Source organism: Caballeronia sp. HLA56 (assembly GCF_054655155.1).
Map to the genome: position 1 here is coordinate 335,811 of NZ_BAAHOB010000003.1, position 17,774 is coordinate 353,584.

A 17,774-nucleotide genomic window follows, 5' to 3' on the forward strand; every position below is an offset into this window, starting at 1 on the left:
CCGCTCAGGCGCCGTGTCGCAAACGCACGTGCTTCAGATGCAGATACCCTTCCATGCCTTCGCGGCCGTGCTCGTAGCCCGTGCCGCTCTGTTTGCGGCCGCCGTAGGGCGCGTTCATGATGCCCGCATCGACGTGATTGATGGCGACGTTGCCGAAGTCGAGTTCGCGCGAAAGCGTGAAGCTCTCCTTGACGTGCTCCGTGTACGCATAGGCCGCGAGTCCGGCGGGCGTGCCGTTGGCTGCATCGATGGCTTCGTCGAGCGTCTTGTAGGGCGCAACGCCGATCACCGGGCCGAAGGTTTCCTCGTGCATGACGAGCATCTCGGGCGTGCCATCGGCGATGACGGTCGGCGCGAGAAACAGGCCCGCGCCGGAACCGAGCGCGGAAGGACGCCCGCCGCCGCAGAGAATGCGCGCGCCGCGCTCGCGTGCATCGTCCAGATGCCGCTCTACCTTGACGACGCCCGCGCGCGTGGCCATTGGTCCGATATCCGCGCGTTCGTTGGCCACGCCATCGGCGACGACGAGTTTGTTCGCGCCTTCGGTTAGCCGCGCGAGAAACGCGTCGTAGACCGACTCTTGCACATACGCGCGATTGATCGAGATGCAGATTTGCCCGGCATTGCGAAACGCGCGCCGCAACGTGCCCGCGACGGCGAGATCGATATCGGCATGCGCGGTCACGATGAGCGGACAACTGCCGCCGAGTTCCAGCGACAGACCTGTGATGCCGCGCACCGTGCGATAGATGTCCTCGCCCGCCGTGCCCGAACCCGTGAACGCCACCTTATCGATACGCGGATGCCCGACGAGCCGCTTGCCCGCCTCGCGCGCGCCCATCACCAGATTGGCGACGCCCGCTGGCAAGCCCGCGCGATCCACGCAGCGAAACACGGCTTCCGCGCTCGAAGGCGTGTACTCGGAAGGCTTCACGACGATCGTGCAACCCGCCGCCAGCGAAGCCGCGAGCTTCCAGCCGATCAGTTCGACCGGATAATTCCACGGCGCAATGGCCGCGACCACGCCGACCGGTTCCTTCTCCACGAAACTGACGAAGCCATCCTCTTCGTTCGGAATGGTTTCGCCATAGATACGCACCGCCTCTTCCGCGTAATAGTGAAACGCCTTCGCGAGTTTGCGCGCTTCGCCTTGTGCTTCGGCCAATGGCTTGCCCATTTCCACCGTGATCGACATGGCAATGGCGCGTTCGTCCTTCGCGATTTCGTCGGCGATGGCGTGCAGCAGGCGCGAGCGTTCGAACGGATTCACGCGCCGCCATGTTTTGAACGCGCGCGAGGCGGCTTCGATTGCGGAATCGATCACGTCCTGGCTCGCATCCGGCGCGCGGGAAACGACTTGCTCCGTGCTCGGATTCGTTACGTCGATCCATTCGCTCACGCTTTCTTTCGTGAAGCGTCCATCGATATACATCTCGCAGTGTCGTGGTTCTGTCATGGCGAAAAAGTGGTGAATGCGTTTATTGCGAGACGAAGTTGACGCGGATCGCGTCGACGGCCACCGCGACGAAAATCAAAATGCCGCCGATCATCTGCACGTAGAACGACGGCACTTCGGTGATCGCGAGACCAACGTGGATCACCGTGAGCAGCAGCACGCCGCCGAGAATGCCGAGCGCGCCGCCGCGTCCGCCGAACACGCTCACGCCACCGATGATCGGCGCGGCAATCGCATACAGCAGGAAGCCTTCGCCCTGATCCGAGGTAATGGCCATTTGCCACGCGGCAAGCAGATAGCCCGCGACGCCCGAAAGAAAGCCCGACAACGTAAAGGCGATCACCTTCACGCGATTCACGCGAATGCCCGCCGAGTTGGCCGCGAGCGCGTTGCCGCCGGTCGCATACAGATAACGTCCGAGCACGGTCTTGCGCAGCAAAAAGCCCATGCCCAGCAGCACGACGAGAAACACGATAGGCATGACCGGCCAGTTGTTGATGGTGTACTGCCCGATCCAAATATAGCCGGCGGACATATCGGAGATGGTGTTGCCCTGCGTGACCGCAAGCAGCGAGCCTTGCAGCACGATCATCACGGCGAGCGTCTGGATCAGCGAGACCATCTTGAGGCGCGTCACGCACATGCCGTTGAAAAAACCGATAGCCGTCGCCGCCGCGATGCCCACCGGCACGCCGACAGCGGGCGACAAGCCGAGCCGCGTCGAAACGATCGCGCCGATGGCCGCCGAAAAGCCCATGTTGCTGGCGATCGAGAGGTCGATTTCCGCGACCATCAGCGGCAACGAAACCGCGAGCGCGAGCAAGCCAAGCACGGTTGCCTGCACGAGCACGTTCTGCAGATTCGAGAGCGTGAAGAAGAACGGATTGAGTACGCCGAACACGATCACGAGCGCCGCGAGCCAGAGCCACACGACGTTCTGAAAGACCCACTGCACGCCCGCTCTGCTGCGCTTCGTGCCCGGCGCCGCGCCCGCCTTCGACAACGTGGCCGGCGCCGGCGTGATATCGCTACCTGATTGCATGGACTCTCTCCTCATGTTTGGCTCGCGAGCGGTTCCGGCTCGGTTTGTACCGACGCGGTTTCGACGTTGAACGCCGATTGCAGGATCGCGTCCTTCTCGATCTGCGCGCCCGTGTATTCACGCTCGATGCGCCCGCCCACGAACACGCAGACGCGGTCCACCATGCGCACCATCTCGTCGAGATCGCTCGTGATGACGATCACCGAGAGGCCTTCGCGCGTCAGCGTATCGATGATTCGGTGGACTTCTTCCTTCACGCCGACGTCGATGCCGCGCGTGGGTTCATCGAGAATCAGAAGGCGCGGCGACGTGGCGAGCACGCGGCCGAGACACACCTTTTGCTGATTGCCGCCCGAGAGCGTGCCGAGCAGCACTTCGGGCGTGGCCGCCTTCACGCGAAAGTGTTCGAAATAGCGTTTGACGACGTGACGTTCCGCGCCCGCGTCGATCACGCCGCCGTGCGAGACATCCGCAAGACTCGACAGCGTGATGTTGTGCGCGATGCTCTGCAGACCGACGAGGCCATCGCGATGCCGGTCGTCCGACAAATACGCGATGCCGCGCTCGAACGCCGGACCCGGATGATTCGGCATGACGCTTGTGCGGCCGTCGTGCGAGACGCGACCGCTTTTTGCGCGATTCAGGCCGAAGAGCGCCAGCGCGAACTCCTTCGCGCCCGATCCCGGCAAGCCCGCGAAGCCGACGATCTCCCCCGGCGCAATCGAGAAACGCTCCACGTCCACGCCCGGCGCGACCAGGTCTTCGACGAGCCACGCGGCGCCCGCCGCGTCGCCTGCGCCGCGTGCACGGGTGGCTTCACGGTCGCGATAGAAAAGCGGCACGTCGCGGCCGATCACGAGTTCGGACAGGCCGTCGGAGTCGATCTGCGAGAGGTCGTCGTGCTCGCCCGCGAGTTTGCCGTTGCGCAGCACGGAGACGCCGTCGCAGATATCGAGAATCTCTTCGTTGTAATGCGAGATGAAGACGAAGGTCACGCCGCGCGCCTTCAGGCTGCGCATGAAGTCGAACAGATGTTCGCGGTCGGCGAGCGTCAGCGCGGTCGTGGGTTCGTCGAGAATCAGCAGCTTGCCGCCGCTATGCAGCGCACGCAGGATGTTGAGCTTGCGCTTGGCGACCGCCGACAGCAAACGCGCGGGCATGCGTGGATCGAAACCCGTTCCTTCGAGCGCGATCTCGACGCTTTGCATCTGCGCGCGCTGGTCCACCTGTTTCAAGAGGCCGCGCTTGACCGGCCAGCGGCCCAGCATGAGATTGTCAGCGACCGACATGGAGTCGACGATCATCGGTTCCTGCGTCACGAGGAACACGCCGCGCGCTTCCATCTGCTTGACGTCCGAGCCTTGCATGTCCTCGCCGTCGAAGGTGATGCTGCCTTCGGTCGGCGCCGTCTGGCCGGAAATGAGCCGCACGAGCGTCGATTTGCCCGCGCCGTTTTCGCCGAGCAGACCGTGAATGGTGCCGCGCCGGATGTTGACCGACACGCGATCCAGCGCGACTACCGCCTTGTAGCGCTTGACGACATCGTGCGTTCTCAGGATGTACTCGTTGCTGCTCATATCCGCCATGAAGCGAACCTCCGTTTGGCGATGGCGCGCGAAGCTCGCGCGCCGCCCTGCTCAACGTGAATCACCGGTGCATCAGGAGTAACGCAGTCCCCATTCGTTATAGGCGATGTTGCCCCACTGGCGTTTGTCCTTCACCGAGGAGGCATCGACGATAAACGGCTGGATCACGAGACTCGGGCCGGTCTCCGATTTGGTGATCTGCGCTTTCTCCCAAAAGTACTGGCTGTTCTGATACGGCCCGAGCGGCACCGGCTGGCCCTTCAGCGAATACTTGTCGAGCATGTCGACGGTGATCTGCGCGTAGGCGATCGGGTCTTGCGAAACCACCGCATCCATGTAGCCGTCCGCGATCCATTGCAGCGCGGCCGGCTCGCCGTCGATATTCACGAAGATCACGTGTCCCTGCTCGCCGACCTTCTTCCACTTGCCCTTTTGCTGCAAGGCCGTGACGATGCCGCGCGCGGGCGAATCGCTCGGCGCGTGGACGGCGTCGAGATCGGGATACTCGGAGAGCGTCGAGAGCGTGACGGACAACATGTTCTTCAGAAGCCCTTCGGTCGGACGGCTGATGAGCTTGACGTCCGGATACTTCTTCATCGTCTCCTCGAAGCCTTCCTTGCGCAGCCGCCACGCCACCGATTGCAGCGCGCCGTAGCAGTTGAGCACCGAGCCTTTCGCCGACCCGTGCTTCTTCTTGAGCAGACCGACAATGGCTTCCGCCGCCATGATGCCGCCCTGATGATTGTCGAAGTCCACCGTCACCGCGACATCGCCGCCGAGCGCGGGGGTATCGATAATGCCGACGGGGATCTTTTTCATGTTGTACTTCTTGATGACGCTGACGATAGCCTGGCTGTCGATCGGGTCCGCGATGATCGCCGACGGGTTCTTCAGCATCAGGCTGTTCCACTGTTCGAGCTGCGTCGTGTTGCTGAAGTTGGCGTTGACGGCCTGAAACGTCCAGCCCTTCGCTTCGACGGCGCGCTTCACCGCTTCCTGCTGCGTGGCGAAGAAGTAGTAATCCAGACTCTTGTTGCTATAAGGAACGAACACTTTCTGCTGGGCGAAAGCCTTGCCTGAGACCGACGAAAGCGCGACCGAACCGGCCGTGGCGGCAAGTCCCGCCAGGAACTTTCTACGCGATGCGACTTCCAGTGCTTCTTCCATAGTTGTTGTCTCCTCAACACCGATATGGCAGCGACATTCGCCACGGGACTTGCGCCTTGGGTCAGGTAGTAAATTTCTTTTTGACCGTAGTAATACAAACAAAATATACAAAACGCTGTAGGCGGGCGACAAGATAGGGTTTACTAGCTGACGCGCTGCAATACTATATACAGCGGGCCTTTCGGCGAATTTTTAGCGCAAATAAAGTGTCCGTTGCAAACGTAGCGTTACTATTTTTTGACATGATGTCGAGCGAACGGACTACGGCAACCCTTCATTTCGCCGACGAAGGCATCAGGGCGCGCGAAAGCTGAAGCTGGTAGAGATAAGACCAGCACGCTTGCTCACTCAAGGAGACACCACATGAACGACGCCACGCGTTATCGCGTGAATCCGGACGCCTTGCGCGCGTTCGTCGCCGAGGTTTATAGAAGCGTGGGCGCGAACGCCGAGGACGCGCACATCGCCGCCGATGCAATGGTGCAGGCCGACCTCTGGGGTCATCAGTCGCATGGGGTGTTGCGGCTCGGCTGGTACTACGCGCGGTTGCGTTCGGGCGCCATGAAGGCGTCGACCAGCCTGAGTTTTCCCGTCGATGCAGGCGCCGTCGCGGTCATGGACGGCGGCGACAGCATAGGTCCGGTGGTGGGACGCGCGGCGACGCTCGACGCAATCCGCCGCGCGAAGGCGCATGGCATCGGCGCGGTATCGGTGCGCAACTCGAATCATTTCGGCACGTGCATGTATTTCACGCGGATGGCGGCGAACGACGGCTGCATCATGCTGTGCATGACCAACGGCGGCCCGAACATGGCGCCGTGGGGCGGGCTCAAGAAGATGATCGGCACCAATCCGTGGTCCGTGGCCGCGCCCGCCGGACGTTATGAACCGATGGTGATGGACGTGGCGAACTCGGGCGTCGCGCGCGGCAAGATCTTTCTCGCGCAGATGCGTCACGAACCGATTCCACTCGGCTGGGCCGTGGATTCACGCGGCCGCCCGACGACCGACCCTGTGGAAGGCCTCAAGGGTTTCATCCTGCCGATGGCAGAGCACAAAGGGTATGCCATCGGTACGATGGTCGACGTGCTTTCCGGCGTCCTCTCGGGCAGCGGGTGTCTGACGGACGTGCACGGTCCGTACGATCCGGTGAATCGCAGCCGCGCGGGGCATCTGATGATCGCGCTGAATGTCGCCGCATTTCAGCCGCTCGCCGAGTTCAACGCGCGTATGGAGCGCTATGTGGAAGCGCTCAAGGCCGCGCCGCTCGCCGAGGGTGTCGACGAAGTGTTCTATCCGGGCGAGAAAGAAACGCGCGCCCAGCAGACTCAACTCGAAGAAGGATTGTGGCTGCCCGCTGATACCATCGCCGGGCTGGACGCGGTCGCCGCCGAAGCCAACGTGAAGATCGTGGCGCGCGACTGACCGCGTGAGACGCGTCGTTCAGGCAAACGTCGCTTCGTTCTGGCGAGCGGCGCGCGGCAGCATCCGGTCGAATTCGCGCTTGACGATGCCGTAGCATTCGCACGCACGCTCTTCCAGACCGGCGCGGTCGAGCACCTTGATGCAGCCGCGGCTGTGATGGATCAGACCTGCGTCGTGCAGCTTGCCTGCGGCTTCCGTCACGCCTTCGCGACGCACGCCGAGCATGTCCGCGATCATTTGCTGCGTCACGCGCAACTGAGCCGACGGGGTGCGGTCCGTTTGAATCAGCAGCCAGCGGCACAGTTGCTTCGAGAGCGAATGGTGACGATTGCAAGCGGCCGTTTGCGCGACTTGCGTCAGCAGGGCTTGCATATACAGCAGCATCACACGACGCAGAAAGTCCGACTTGCCGAAGTGTTCACGCAATGCGCCCGCGCTCATGCGATACGCAAAACCCGCGCACTGCACTTGAACGCGCGTCGGCATGGTGTCGCCGCCCGTGAGCACCGGAACGCCCGTCATGCCTTCGCGGCCCACTGCCGCGACTTCCACCGAGCCGCCGTCTTCCATCGTATGCAGAAGCGAGACGATAGCCGTGGTCGGGAAGTACACGTGGTGAATGCGTTGTCCGGAATCGCAAAGCAACTGCTCCGTGCGCAACTGGACGAGTTCCAGATGGGGAGCGAGAGCCTGCCATTCCTGAGTCGGAAGTGCGGCCAGCAGATGGTTGCCATGCAGATCGGATTGAAGGGTCAACATTTTTTATTCGCTTTATAAGAGCGCTTTCGCGCCGTACTTTTATCTGGTCCGCTCGCAGGTTTCGTGAGCGCATCTGGTGGCGTACATCGAAACATGTGGGGCCAGCCCCGTGAGCCTTGCATCGCCGCTTCGTGCCGTCACCGGCTACAGTGATGTTCGTGCTTTGTCGTACATAAGCGAGAGACGTGCCAGGAAGTGTCCGATCTATGTCCGATAAGGCATAGACGGCGATGCACGGAAGATGCGCGGCCGGCGGCCAAGCGCGCGATGCATTTTTGATTCAATTCTGAACATTTGCTGAAGGGGCGCAAATGGCGGGGCACCACCGGCCGAAGCGGCTTTCGTCTGTGGGATGCCTTGCCGGGCTTAGGTTTCCGGCGCGTTTCACCTTATCAAACGTAGATTGCGCGCTATGCAAACGTGCCTGGAAGCAGGCGTCAGCGGGAACGGCCAAAAATGTTGCAAACCTGTTCATTCCGCGAAGGCGCGAGTCGCGGAGCACGAGCAAGAATGTGGCCAGTAGCCCGGTGAGGCGCGCTCGGCGCGACTTCGACCGTTTGCCTGGCGGGTTGTGAACGATGCCAGGCGGCCCGCAAGCGAAATTGCTGAAAGTGTTGCATCGCGCACAAGAGCGCTGCGGCTCTTCGGGGATATCGGCAAAAAGTGTTCAAGACTGAACCACTTTTGGAGAGAGCAAGTTTTTGTCGAAGCGCGAAGGTCCAACCGGCATCGCGCGTCCATGTTGCTCACTCCACCAGTTCGCCTTCGAGAACCGATGCCAGAATCATCGCGTGGGCGTTGCGTGGCGCGGTGCGCCGACTCGGCCGATACACCGCGTCGCCGATCAGTACCGGCTGACCGCTCATTGCGCAGACGCCGGTGGTGCGTGCATGCGAGACGCGCCACATTTGATCGCCATAACAGCAGTGCGTGGAATCGCGCCACGCGATGATCGCCGTCGTCGACGAAGGACGTTCGATCAGGCTGATCGACAACCCGCGCTTTTCCAGCAGATCGCTTTTGGTCAGACGCTCGGGCGGCTTCTTCAAGATGCCGCTCAAACTCGCGTCTTCTGTCTTCACGCCCAGCATGAAAATGGTCCGTGCCCACGGGTCCATGATCTTCGCGCTTGCCTGCATGGTCTGACTCCTCAAAAATGGATGAACCTGCTCGATTAAGAATTTGCAAATGGCGTATGAAACGTCAGACCAGAGCGCGCGTCTTCACGCGCCCGCTGATGACGTGGCGCTGACCGTTCGTTCGCTTGAATGCCGAGGTGTGACGAGGCTGAAAACGAATACCGCACGAAAGCGCGATATCGATGATGTGCTGCGATAAGAAGAGCAGTTCTCGCGCCTGTTCGATGCACCGCACCGAATGACGTGCGCGCTTCGCGATGCGGTGACGCGCATCGCCGCTGCCTGAAGTTTCCTGGAAGAGAATCATGGCGAATCCGTTCGTTTCCTTGAGGCTTGCCGGCTCGGTCGGAAGACCGGAACCCATGCATCAAAGTTAATCAAACGAACCCGCTGCGACTAGCCGTACCTTGGGTTGCCGGCGTCGCTGAAAGGTTTGGACAACCTATATCAAGGTTTAGTGTGGTTGATGCTCAGGTGCGCTGCACGCGCGACGGCGTGGTCGCGGACGCGGATGGCTTCACGCCGAGCGCTTCGGCCTTGAGCACGAAGTCGGCGAGCGAGCGCGACTCCATCTTCTTCATCGCCGCGCCGCGATGAATCTTCACCGTGATCTCGCTAAGGTTCATCTCGGCGGCGATCTGCTTGTTCATCAGACCACTCGCGACGAATGCCATCACCTCGCGTTCACGCGGCGTAAGGCGAGCGTAGCAGCGGCGCAAGTCCGCCACGGAGCGGTCTTCGTTGCGCCGCACTTCGTCTTTCGCGAGCGCGTTCGCCACGGCGTCGAGCATGTCCTGGTCGCGGAACGGCTTGGCGAGAAAGTCGATGGCGCCGCCTTTCATCGCCTTCACCGACATGGCGATATCGCCGTGCGCCGTGATGAAGATGATCGGCACGGACAGGTCGCCCGCCGCAATCTGCTCCTGCACGGCAAGCCCGCTCTGTCCTTTGAGGCGCACGTCGAGAATGAGGCAGCTCGGAACGTCCGGCATGTCGAAGGCCATGAACTCCTGCGCGGACGCGAACGCCTGCACCTGCAGGCCGACCGAGCGCAGCAGCATGGTGAGCGCGGTGCGCATGGAGTCGTCGTCGTCGACCACGTAGGCGATCGACTGGCTCGCGCCTTCCTCAGTTTCGTGGCTCACTGCATGTCTCCTCTTCGAGCGGCAAGACGAACTGCATCGACGCGCCCTGACCTTCCTGCGATTCGGCCCAGATGCGGCCGCCGTGTGCCTCGACGATGGATCGGCAGATCGACAGCCCCATGCCCATGCCATCTTTCTTGGTGGTGAAAAACGGGTTGAAGAGCGAGCCCGCATCTTTCTCGCTGATGCCAATGCCCGAATCTTCGACCGAAAGCTGCGCGTGACGCTCGTCCGCGAGCCGGGTGGCGACGCGCATGACGCGCTTGCGTCCGCTCACGCCGGACATGGCCTGTACGCCGTTCATCAGCAGATTGATGACGACTTGCTGAAGCTGCACGCGGTCGCCGCAAACCACTGGCGCGGGCTCGGCAAAAGTAGCGGAAAGCTCGACGCGCTGGCTTTGCAATTCGCGCCGCACGAGTTCGACCGATTCTCTCACGATCATATTCAGATCGACCAGCGCGGGTTGCGGATCGCGCTTTTGCGCCATGGAACGAATCTGGCGAATGATGTCCGTCGCGCGCTTGGCGTCGCTCGTCATCTGACTGATCGACTGCACCGCCTCGTGTACATTCGGCGGCTGACGGTTGAGCCAGCGAAACGCGGCGTCGCCCGCGGTTACGATGGCGGCGAGCGGCTGCGTGACTTCGTGCGCAATTGACGCGGCCATCTCACCGAGCGTCGTCACGCGCGTGACATGCGCGAGTTCCGAGCGCGAGCGGTCGAGCGCCTGTTCCGCGCGCTTGCGTTCCTCGATGTCGGTGTTCACGCCATACCAGCGCACGAGATTGCCTTCGGAATCGCGCAGCGGCGCGGCACCGATGTGCATCCAGCGAAACACGCCGTCGCCGCGCCGGATGCGCGCCGTCACTTCGAAGCCGCTGCTGGTGGCGAGCGCCTCGCGCCACGCGGCCTGCAACGCGGCGAAGTCTTCCGCATGCACGATCTCCTGCCAGATGTCGTGGCCGTCGTCCGCGAGCTTCACGCCGTACTCGTTCCAGCGGCGGTTGAGATAAATGAGGCGGCCATCGTTCGATGAACTCCACACCATGCCGGGAATGGCGTCGATGGTCGCGCGCAGTTCGTTCTTCTGGCGCAATAGCTCGCCTTCCATGCGCTTGGCGTCGGTGATGTCGTTGTTCGTCGCGAGAATGGCGAGCGGCTTGCCCCATTTGTCGCGCGAAAGCGTCCAGCGGCTCGACACGACCACCGTCTCGCCGCTCTTCTTCACGCGCTTGAGTTCGCCTTGCCAGTTCCCACGCGTAAGCGTTTCGCGGCGAATGTCGTCCACGGGCATGGCCGCATCCGTCTGCGTGAGTCCGTGAATGGGCTGGCCGATAGCCTGCTCGGAAGTCCATCCGTACAGCCGTTCCGCGCCCTGATTCCAGAACGTGATGCGGTCGTCCATGTCGTACACGACCACCGCGTCGTGCGTGAGATTGAGGAGTTCGACCTGCTTGCGCAAGGTGGCGGTGCTCGTCTGATTGCGCAGCGCGAGAAACGACACGGTCAGAATGGCGATGAGACTCACACCGCAACGCGCGATGGAACTGCCTGGGTCCTGCGCGTTGTGCGAGAGCATGAAGCCGAGCACCGTCGCCGCGACGCAGGCCCACGCGACTGCAATCGTGACAGGCCGCGATGCGACCGAAGCCACGAGCAGCACCACTACGACATACAGCACGGCAATGGCGATATCGAGCGGCGTGAATGCGTCGATGAGAAACACCGCGAGGCCGACTACCGTGGCCATCGCCTTGAGGGTGGTGGGATTGCCGAGGAAAGACTGCTCGGCTGCTTGGTCGAGCTTCATCGCGGCCTCATTGCGGAAAGCGGCCGCTCATTCATGCCCGATGGCCCGAGTAACGGACTGCCCAGATTCACATTGCGCGGATCTTTCATAGGACGAGAGAGCCTGAGCCCGGAAAGCGGGCCACTTCAAGGATGAGCGCCAGCGCCGCTGGCCCGGATGTCGTCGAGACAGTGCATTACCTGTGCGCCGTCGACAGGCTTGCCGAGCACGCACAGCGCGCCGACGTCCAGCGCCTGTTTGCGCATGGCGTCCGAAGCGAACGCGGAGATGAAGATGATAGGTGGCGCGACGCCGCGATCGACGAGTCTACGGTACATCTCCACGCCCGAGATGCCTGGCATCTGGACATCCGAAATGATACACGCGACATCCGCGATCGAACCCGAATTCAGGAACGCTTCGCCGGAGTCGTAGAGCCGAACCTCCCAGCCAAGCGAGCGAACCAGGCTTGAGGTCGCGATGCGGACGGATTCGTCATCGTCGATGATCGAAACGACTGGGTTATTGAACACGCAACAAAGTCCTCGGGCCTAGTGTGCGGTGGCGGCGATAAACCAGGCGGCGGGCCGTCGACCGTGATGCCATGTTAAGTAAAAGCATCGGACGTGAAAATCATATTTATGTATGAGACGAAGCCGGTCTAATACCTTCGTATGAGCCGCTTAACCTTGCGTCTCATACCGCTTCATACGCGCGGCCTAACCATTCGGCGCAGGCAACGACGCCGTGCCGACTACTCATGCAAAGGTTTAGGCGCGTCATCTCTAACGGCCGCATGAGCGAACGCACGTAGGGATAGGCTCACCGCGCATCCGGACATAAAGTTACTCCAAGGTCGCAGCAACGAAAGCCTCACCGCTCAAGCAGACGACCTCATCGTATGCGAAGCCAGTGAATCGGCTTCCTAAGTAATGCCATCTATCCATTACGTCATTCGGCTCCACACGGAAACGCCGAGCCTTTAAAGGAGTATCACCATGAACAAGTTTCTCGTCAGTCTCGCTTTCGCAGTCAGCGCCGTTGCCGCTCCCGCCATGTCGTATGCGCAGTCGAATCAGCCGGTGACGCGCGCCGAAGTGCGCGCCGATCTCGTGCGCCTGGAGAAGGCCGGGTACAAGCCCGCAGTGAACGACGACGCAACCTACCCCGCAGACATCCAGGCAGCCGAAGCCAAGGTCGCGGCGAGCTACGCGGCCACGCATGGCACGAGCGATGTAGGCGGCGTGGCATTGACCGGTGCGTCCGCCAGCGGCTCGAAGGTGTCCGCCGCTTCCAGAAACTGCGTCGGCCCTGCGGACTACTGCGTGCCGTATTTCGGCAGCTAAAGCCAAGCGGTCCGGCGCCGGTCACTGCGGCATGCCGGACCGCACACGCGTACTGAATGCCACTCGGAGTTCCACATGAAAAACCTGTTGCTCTCTGCCGCGATGTTCGCGGTATCCGCCGCTTTTCTCACCTCGGCGCCCGTCATGGCGCAAGGCGAAAAGCCCGTGAAGAACATCGTGCTCGTGCACGGCGCCTGGGTCGACGGTTCCGGCTGGCAGCCGGTCTACGACATTCTCAAGAAGGACGGCTACCACGTCAGTATCGTGCAGGAGCCGCTGACTTCGCTCGATGACGACGTCGCCGCCACCAAGCGCGTGCTCGACTTGCAGCACGGACCGACGATCCTCGTCGGACACAGTTATGGCGGTTCGGTGATCACCGAGGCAGGCGAGCATCCGGATGTGGTCGGACTCGTGTACGTGGCCGCGCATGCGCCAAATGTCGGCGAGGACGAAAGCACGCTCGGCAAGGGCAAGCCGAGCTTCACCTCGAAGCAGGCCGGCGCGATCGAGAAGACGAGCGACGGTTATACGTTCCTGAATCCTTCCGCGTTCCCCAAGGACTTTGCCGCCGATCTTTCTCCAAAGGAAGCGACCTTCGAAGCGCATTCGCAAATGCTGACCGCAGCGAAAGTCTTTTCGGAGCCGCTCACGTCCGCTGCGTGGACCACGAAGCCGAGCTGGGGCATCGTCGCGGGCGCGGACAAGATCATCAATCCGGATCTGGAGCGCTGGTACTACGAGCGCGCGCATAGCCACATGACCGTGATTCCGGGCGCGAGCCACTCGGTGTACGAATCGCAGCCGGTTAAGGTGGCCGCAGTGATCGAGGACGCCGCAAAGCACGCGCAATAACCTGCAATAACGCGACCTTGGATAGACGAGACATCGACACTTCAAAGGTGCCGATGTCTTTTGCATGGCGCTCGAGCCGCGACTGTGCAGGATTCAGGCGCGGTTTTTCTTCTGCTGTTAAATTAGGGGCCAGCCAAACCACCGATCGAGAGAATCCGATGGCTGAACAACCCGCATCCCCAATACGCCCGCTCATTCTTATCGCTATCGTCGTGGCCGTCGTGGTCGCCGCGTTCGCGTACACCGCCGGCTGGCTGTCGCCTACGCGACTCACGCCTGCGAAGATCGTCAATAGCCTCGCGCCACCGGGCGGACCCGCGCTCGGCTTCAGACGCAACCATGCGAAGGGCGTCTGCTTCACTGGCAACTTCGAGTCGAATGGCGGCGCGGCTTCGCTATCCAAGGCGCAGCTTTTCGCGCCTGGCAATTACCCCGTGACCGGCCGATTCAACCTTGCGACGCCCGACCCGAAGACCGCCGATTCATCGGCGCGCGTGCGCGGACTGAGCTTGCGAATCGTCATGCCGGACCACAGCGAGTGGCGCTCCGCGATGATCGACGCGCCCTTCTTCCCCGTCGCCACGCCGGAAGCGTTCTATGAACTGCAGCGCGCATCCGCCCGCAAGGACGATCCCGACGCGATGAAGCAGTTCGCCGCCGCGCATCCGGAGATCGGCGCATTCGGCAAATGGGCGTCGAGCGCCCCGTTCACCGGCTCCTTCGCGGACGATCAGTACAACAGCCTCAATAGCTTCGTCTTCACGGACGCCTCCGGGCAAGACCGCGTCGTGCGCTGGTCGTTCGTGCCGGTGGCCAAGCCCGAGACCTTGACGGGCGATCAGCTGAAGCAGAAAGGCGCGAACTTTCTCGATGCCGACATCACGCAGCGCGTGCAGAGCGGGCCGCAACGCTGGACCATGGTCGTGACGGTGGCCAATCCCGGCGACCCCACGGCGGACCCGAGCAAGGCGTGGCCGGACGATCGCCAGAAGGTCGAAGCGGGCACGCTGGTCGTCACCGCGATCGAGGCCGAGCCGGATGGCCCATGCCGCGATCTGAATTTCGATCCGGTGGTGCTTCCGCCCGGCATGCACGTTTCCGACGATCCGTTCCCTGCCGCGCGTTCGGCTGCCTATTCGGTGTCGTTCAACCGGAGAACCGCCGAGGACAAGGACTATCCGCATCAACCGGCGCAAGGAGCGAATCAATGAGCACGATCCACACACGCTTCTCGCCCCTGCAACGCGCGCTGCACTGGCTCATGGCGATTTGCATTCTGGCAATGCTGTTCATCGGCGTCGGCATGGTGTCCACCGTGCGGCCCGACTATCTCACGCTGGTGTCGATCCACAAGCCGCTCGGCGTGACGATTCTCGTGCTCGCGCTGATCCGGCTGGTCGTGCGGCTCGTGCGCGGCGCGCCACCGTTGCCCGCCAATATGCCGGAGCCGATGAAGCTCGCCGCCCACCTCTCGCATCTCGCGTTTTATGCGCTGATGATCGGCTTGCCGCTCATCGGCTATGGCATGTTGTCGGCGGCGGATTATCCGGTCGTGGTGTTCGGCGTGCGATTGCCCTCCATTCTTCCGCATAGCAACTCGCTGCATTCGCTGCTTTGGGACGCACACAAGTACCTGGCGCTTTGCTTCTTCGCGCTGATCGTCGTGCATCTCGCGGCGGCGCTGTTTCATGCGCTCGTCCGGCGCGACGGCGTGTTTCAGGCAATGGCGCCGTGGAGCGATCGCTGACGCACACACAGGCGGCGCTTCTGTATGATGGCGGACCACCATCATTCGAGGATTCATCGCCATGAGCGCAGCATCGCAATTCGATCAGGTTTCCGTCATCAAGCGCGCGAACGTTTATTTCGATGGCAAGTGCGTCTCGCATACGGTGCTTTTCGCCGACGGCTCGAAGAAGACGCTTGGCGTGATTCTGCCCGGCACGCTCGACTTCGGCACCGATGCGCCGGAACTGATGGAAGTGCAGGCGGGCCAATGCCGTATCCGTCTTCAAGGTAGCGATGAATGGAAAACCTACGGCGCTGGCGAGTCTTTCTCGGTGCCGGGAAAGAGCCGCTTCGATATAGAAGTGGTCGAGACGCTGGATTATGTTTGCAGTTATCTTTAACCTGGTTTAGAGGCTAGGGGCGAAGCGGCTGATCCGGCGTGATTGGCCGTTCTTTTTCGGCGGCTGCGGTCAGACAGCGCCGATCATCGACCAGACGCTGAAGATGAGTATCGCGAGAGAGACTGCCGACGCTATCCAGCCGGCCATCGCGCTCGTTCCGCCGCGCAGCTTCAGTTGCTCTGCGCGCTCGCCCGGCAGCAACACCTCAGCCTTGATCCGTTCGACTGCTTTCTCGACATGCGCGCGATAAATCAAGTTGCCTGAAAAAGCCCACGCGAACATCAATGCATAACTCGACACCTCGCCAAGCGAATCGCTGATCAAGCCGAGCAGCAGGTTCAGAAACGTGCCGCCAACGAAGACCGCGACCGCCTGCCAGTACATCTTGCGATACGCAAACCATACGGGACCGCCAAAGAACGCCGCGACATTCCACGTCGGCTTAATGTTTCCATTTTTGTCCTTGGCTGACCACTTGCCCGCGTAATACTCCACGTTCTTTCCGACAAAAGCGGCCATATCCTTATCCAAGCCAGCCGCTGCCGCAGTCGTAACCGTTCCCTTGATGCCTTCGTTGTTATCGAATTCCATGTCTTGCTTTAGTTGCTGTTGCATCTGTCCGCATGGAAGCGGACTTGAATTGCCGAATGCGAACGACGTTTAGAACGCGTTTAATTCGGGCAGCAGACAATACACGCGCGACCCGCACTTGAAAAGTCAGGACGCGCGAGCCTTACAAAAATTTGCGCTTGCTTGTCGCCGTGTTCAGGCGAGCTTCGAAGCCACACCGCTCACTGAAACACCACTGGCACCGGCCTCGTCAGCAAGTCCACGTACAGCTTGAAGAATCGATCATTATCGAACTTCGTGACATACGTGATCTTTTGCGGCGATGCCCCCGCAGCAGGCGTGTCCGGATACACCCGCACATGACCCTGATCCTCGCCGGGCGTCGTGTCGATATCCAGGTACGCGCTCTGCGTTTGCGTCGCGTAAGTTGCATCGCTGAAGTAAGCGATGGTCAGCGTGTCGTAGAGATCCGTGCTCGATGCGAACGCACCCGCATTCACGGTTGCATACGCCTTCGTCACGGCCGTCTGCCCGGTCGGCGGGTTGACGATCTGGTTGTAGATGCTCTCGGTCAACGGCACGGTGTTGGTCACATCGAGCGGAATGACGGTTTGCGGAATCGACGTCTGCAAGAGCGTGCGCACCGCGAGCGGATCGAACCACCAGTTGAGCTCGCCGACTGCATTGGCGTTGCCCGGCACGTTCATCGCGCCGCCCATGTAGACGATCTGCTTGATGAGCGGCACGATCTCCGGCGCCTTCTGCACCGCCGTCGCGAGATTGGTGGGCGGCCCGACTTCGAGAATCGTCACTTCATGCGGATAACGTTTGATCGTGTCGATGAGAAAGTCGGCGGCTGCTTGCGTCTGTAGCTTGGTCGAGGTTGCGAAGCCGTCCGGCGGCGCGGTGAGCTGCGCTTGCGAAGTCGGCTCGGGACGCGACCACGCGCCGAAGTATCCGTTCGGATTCGCGGCCTGCTGCGCGCGGATGCTCGTCACATCGTATTGCAGCGGATAATCCGCGCCGCCGTACACGCCGACCTTGTTCTGCACGCCCATGCGTTCGACGGCCTTCAACGCATCGGCTTCTTCTTGCAGCAACCAGTCGTTGCCCGTCACCACGCACAGGCCGAGCAGATTCACCTTGCCCTGTCCCATCAACTGCGTGGTCATGGCGAAGAGCTGGCCGTCGTCGCCCATGGTGTTGAAGTCGGAGTCGATCACGATCTTCGGCGCGTTCGTGTATGCGTTGTGGTCGTCGGATGAGCCGCCGCAAGCGGCAAGCACCGCGACGACACAAAGGGAAAGAGTCAAGCCTGCTGCAGTGCAACGTCGCATGATGCTGTCTCCGGATCGTTATATTC

Annotated in this window: 18 protein-coding genes; 6 read left to right on the plus strand and 12 right to left on the minus strand. The window is 61.6% G+C overall.

Translation table 11 applies throughout. The features are described from left to right. Positions 1-4: 4 nt before the first annotated feature. The 4 genes from ACYQ47_RS13470 to ACYQ47_RS13485 form a co-directional block, all read right to left on the minus strand. Positions 5-1,456 carry an aldehyde dehydrogenase family protein gene (locus ACYQ47_RS13470; protein ID WP_459905671.1) on the minus strand — a complete coding sequence of 484 codons (1,452 nt, stop codon included), beginning with the start codon at positions 1,454-1,456 and terminating at the stop codon, positions 5-7. A 22-nt stretch (positions 1,457-1,478) separates the two neighbouring features. Then, positions 1,479-2,498 carry an ABC transporter permease gene (locus ACYQ47_RS13475; RefSeq protein ID WP_250468124.1) on the minus strand — a complete coding sequence of 340 codons (1,020 nt, stop codon included), beginning with the start codon at positions 2,496-2,498 and terminating at the stop codon, positions 1,479-1,481. An 11-nt stretch (positions 2,499-2,509) separates the two neighbouring features. Further along, on the minus strand, positions 2,510-4,084 hold the full coding sequence (locus tag ACYQ47_RS13480; RefSeq protein ID WP_244831889.1) for a sugar ABC transporter ATP-binding protein: 1,575 nt from the start codon (positions 4,082-4,084) through the stop codon (positions 2,510-2,512). A 72-nt stretch (positions 4,085-4,156) separates the two neighbouring features. Further along, positions 4,157-5,251 carry a sugar ABC transporter substrate-binding protein gene (locus ACYQ47_RS13485; protein ID WP_244831890.1) on the minus strand — a complete coding sequence of 365 codons (1,095 nt, stop codon included), beginning with the start codon at positions 5,249-5,251 and terminating at the stop codon, positions 4,157-4,159. A gap of 363 nt (positions 5,252-5,614) precedes the next feature. Here ACYQ47_RS13485 and ACYQ47_RS13490 point away from each other — a divergent pair, with 363 nt between their 5' ends. Beyond that, positions 5,615-6,676, plus strand: a complete 1,062-nt coding sequence (locus ACYQ47_RS13490; protein ID WP_310391037.1) for an Ldh family oxidoreductase — start codon at positions 5,615-5,617, stop codon at positions 6,674-6,676. A gap of 18 nt (positions 6,677-6,694) precedes the next feature. Here the strand turns inward: ACYQ47_RS13490 and ACYQ47_RS13495 are convergent, their stop codons facing one another. The 6 genes from ACYQ47_RS13495 to ACYQ47_RS13520 all read right to left on the minus strand — a co-directional run bounded on the left by ACYQ47_RS13495 (position 6,695) and on the right by ACYQ47_RS13520 (position 12,044). Continuing rightward, complete coding sequence (locus ACYQ47_RS13495; protein WP_309846373.1) at positions 6,695-7,435, minus strand: Crp/Fnr family transcriptional regulator; 741 nt, start codon at positions 7,433-7,435, stop codon at positions 6,695-6,697. A 746-nt stretch (positions 7,436-8,181) separates the two neighbouring features. Further along, positions 8,182-8,574 (minus strand): DUF3331 domain-containing protein, encoded by a 393-nt coding sequence (locus ACYQ47_RS13500; protein ID WP_250493806.1) that lies wholly within the window; start codon positions 8,572-8,574, stop codon positions 8,182-8,184. A 64-nt stretch (positions 8,575-8,638) separates the two neighbouring features. Then, positions 8,639-8,881 (minus strand): hypothetical protein, encoded by a 243-nt coding sequence (locus ACYQ47_RS13505; RefSeq protein ID WP_459905672.1) that lies wholly within the window; start codon positions 8,879-8,881, stop codon positions 8,639-8,641. A gap of 163 nt (positions 8,882-9,044) precedes the next feature. Beyond that, positions 9,045-9,719 carry a response regulator transcription factor gene (locus tag ACYQ47_RS13510; RefSeq protein ID WP_309846378.1) on the minus strand — a complete coding sequence of 225 codons (675 nt, stop codon included), beginning with the start codon at positions 9,717-9,719 and terminating at the stop codon, positions 9,045-9,047. After that, positions 9,703-11,532: a PAS domain-containing sensor histidine kinase gene (locus tag ACYQ47_RS13515; protein ID WP_459905673.1), complete on the minus strand. Its 1,830-nt coding sequence runs from the start codon at positions 11,530-11,532 to the stop codon at positions 9,703-9,705. The genes ACYQ47_RS13510 and ACYQ47_RS13515 overlap by 17 nt, the downstream gene beginning before the upstream one ends. Before the next feature lie 125 nt (positions 11,533-11,657). Then, positions 11,658-12,044, minus strand: a complete 387-nt coding sequence (locus ACYQ47_RS13520) for a response regulator transcription factor (protein WP_244831896.1) — start codon at positions 12,042-12,044, stop codon at positions 11,658-11,660. Positions 12,045-12,509: 465 nt separating this feature from the next. Between ACYQ47_RS13520 and ACYQ47_RS13525 the strand changes: the two genes are divergently transcribed. From ACYQ47_RS13525 to ppnP, 5 genes are all read left to right on the plus strand, one after another. Then, a complete protein-coding gene (locus tag ACYQ47_RS13525; protein WP_244831897.1) occupies positions 12,510-12,857 on the plus strand; it encodes a DUF4148 domain-containing protein in 348 nt (115 codons plus the stop codon). Between the two features lie 75 nt (positions 12,858-12,932). After that, positions 12,933-13,712: an alpha/beta hydrolase gene (locus ACYQ47_RS13530; protein WP_459905674.1), complete on the plus strand. Its 780-nt coding sequence runs from the start codon at positions 12,933-12,935 to the stop codon at positions 13,710-13,712. Positions 13,713-13,870: 158 nt separating this feature from the next. Then, complete coding sequence (locus tag ACYQ47_RS13535; RefSeq protein WP_250467756.1) at positions 13,871-14,923, plus strand: catalase family peroxidase; 1,053 nt, start codon at positions 13,871-13,873, stop codon at positions 14,921-14,923. Then, positions 14,920-15,459: a cytochrome b gene (locus ACYQ47_RS13540; protein ID WP_244831899.1), complete on the plus strand. Its 540-nt coding sequence runs from the start codon at positions 14,920-14,922 to the stop codon at positions 15,457-15,459. The genes ACYQ47_RS13535 and ACYQ47_RS13540 overlap by 4 nt, the downstream gene beginning before the upstream one ends. Positions 15,460-15,520: 61 nt before the next feature. Next, positions 15,521-15,841: a pyrimidine/purine nucleoside phosphorylase gene (gene ppnP, locus ACYQ47_RS13545; RefSeq protein ID WP_250467757.1), complete on the plus strand. Its 321-nt coding sequence runs from the start codon at positions 15,521-15,523 to the stop codon at positions 15,839-15,841. A gap of 69 nt (positions 15,842-15,910) precedes the next feature. Here the strand turns inward: ppnP and ACYQ47_RS13550 are convergent, their stop codons facing one another. Together ACYQ47_RS13550 and ACYQ47_RS13555 are read right to left on the minus strand one after the other, a co-directional pair. Continuing rightward, on the minus strand, positions 15,911-16,456 hold the full coding sequence (locus tag ACYQ47_RS13550; RefSeq protein ID WP_459905675.1) for a DUF2628 domain-containing protein: 546 nt from the start codon (positions 16,454-16,456) through the stop codon (positions 15,911-15,913). Positions 16,457-16,632: 176 nt separating this feature from the next. Then, positions 16,633-17,748 (minus strand): nucleoside hydrolase, encoded by a 1,116-nt coding sequence (locus ACYQ47_RS13555; RefSeq protein ID WP_250467759.1) that lies wholly within the window; start codon positions 17,746-17,748, stop codon positions 16,633-16,635. Between the last annotated feature and the right edge of the window lie 26 nt (positions 17,749-17,774).

Bases quoted from the DNA above. Each gene is read 5' to 3' on its own strand.
- ACYQ47_RS13470 (WP_459905671.1), bottom strand. From the start codon at position 1,456: ATGACAGAACCACGACACTGCGAGATGTATATCGATGGACGCTTCACG.
- ACYQ47_RS13475 (WP_250468124.1), bottom strand. From the start codon at position 2,498: ATGCAATCAGGTAGCGATATCACGCCGGCGCCGGCCACGTTGTCGAAG.
- ACYQ47_RS13480 (WP_244831889.1), bottom strand. From the start codon at position 4,084: ATGGCGGATATGAGCAGCAACGAGTACATCCTGAGAACGCACGATGTC.
- ACYQ47_RS13485 (WP_244831890.1), bottom strand. From the start codon at position 5,251: ATGGAAGAAGCACTGGAAGTCGCATCGCGTAGAAAGTTCCTGGCGGGA.
- ACYQ47_RS13490 (WP_310391037.1), top strand. From the start codon at position 5,615: ATGAACGACGCCACGCGTTATCGCGTGAATCCGGACGCCTTGCGCGCG.
- ACYQ47_RS13495 (WP_309846373.1), bottom strand. From the start codon at position 7,435: ATGTTGACCCTTCAATCCGATCTGCATGGCAACCATCTGCTGGCCGCA.
- ACYQ47_RS13500 (WP_250493806.1), bottom strand. From the start codon at position 8,574: ATGCAGGCAAGCGCGAAGATCATGGACCCGTGGGCACGGACCATTTTC.
- ACYQ47_RS13505 (WP_459905672.1), bottom strand. From the start codon at position 8,881: ATGATTCTCTTCCAGGAAACTTCAGGCAGCGGCGATGCGCGTCACCGC.
- ACYQ47_RS13515 (WP_459905673.1), bottom strand. From the start codon at position 11,532: ATGAAGCTCGACCAAGCAGCCGAGCAGTCTTTCCTCGGCAATCCCACC.
- ACYQ47_RS13525 (WP_244831897.1), top strand. From the start codon at position 12,510: ATGAACAAGTTTCTCGTCAGTCTCGCTTTCGCAGTCAGCGCCGTTGCC.
- ACYQ47_RS13530 (WP_459905674.1), top strand. From the start codon at position 12,933: ATGAAAAACCTGTTGCTCTCTGCCGCGATGTTCGCGGTATCCGCCGCT.
- ACYQ47_RS13535 (WP_250467756.1), top strand. From the start codon at position 13,871: ATGGCTGAACAACCCGCATCCCCAATACGCCCGCTCATTCTTATCGCT.
- ACYQ47_RS13540 (WP_244831899.1), top strand. From the start codon at position 14,920: ATGAGCACGATCCACACACGCTTCTCGCCCCTGCAACGCGCGCTGCAC.
- ppnP (WP_250467757.1), top strand. From the start codon at position 15,521: ATGAGCGCAGCATCGCAATTCGATCAGGTTTCCGTCATCAAGCGCGCG.
- ACYQ47_RS13550 (WP_459905675.1), bottom strand. From the start codon at position 16,456: ATGCAACAGCAACTAAAGCAAGACATGGAATTCGATAACAACGAAGGC.
- ACYQ47_RS13555 (WP_250467759.1), bottom strand. From the start codon at position 17,748: ATGCGACGTTGCACTGCAGCAGGCTTGACTCTTTCCCTTTGTGTCGTC.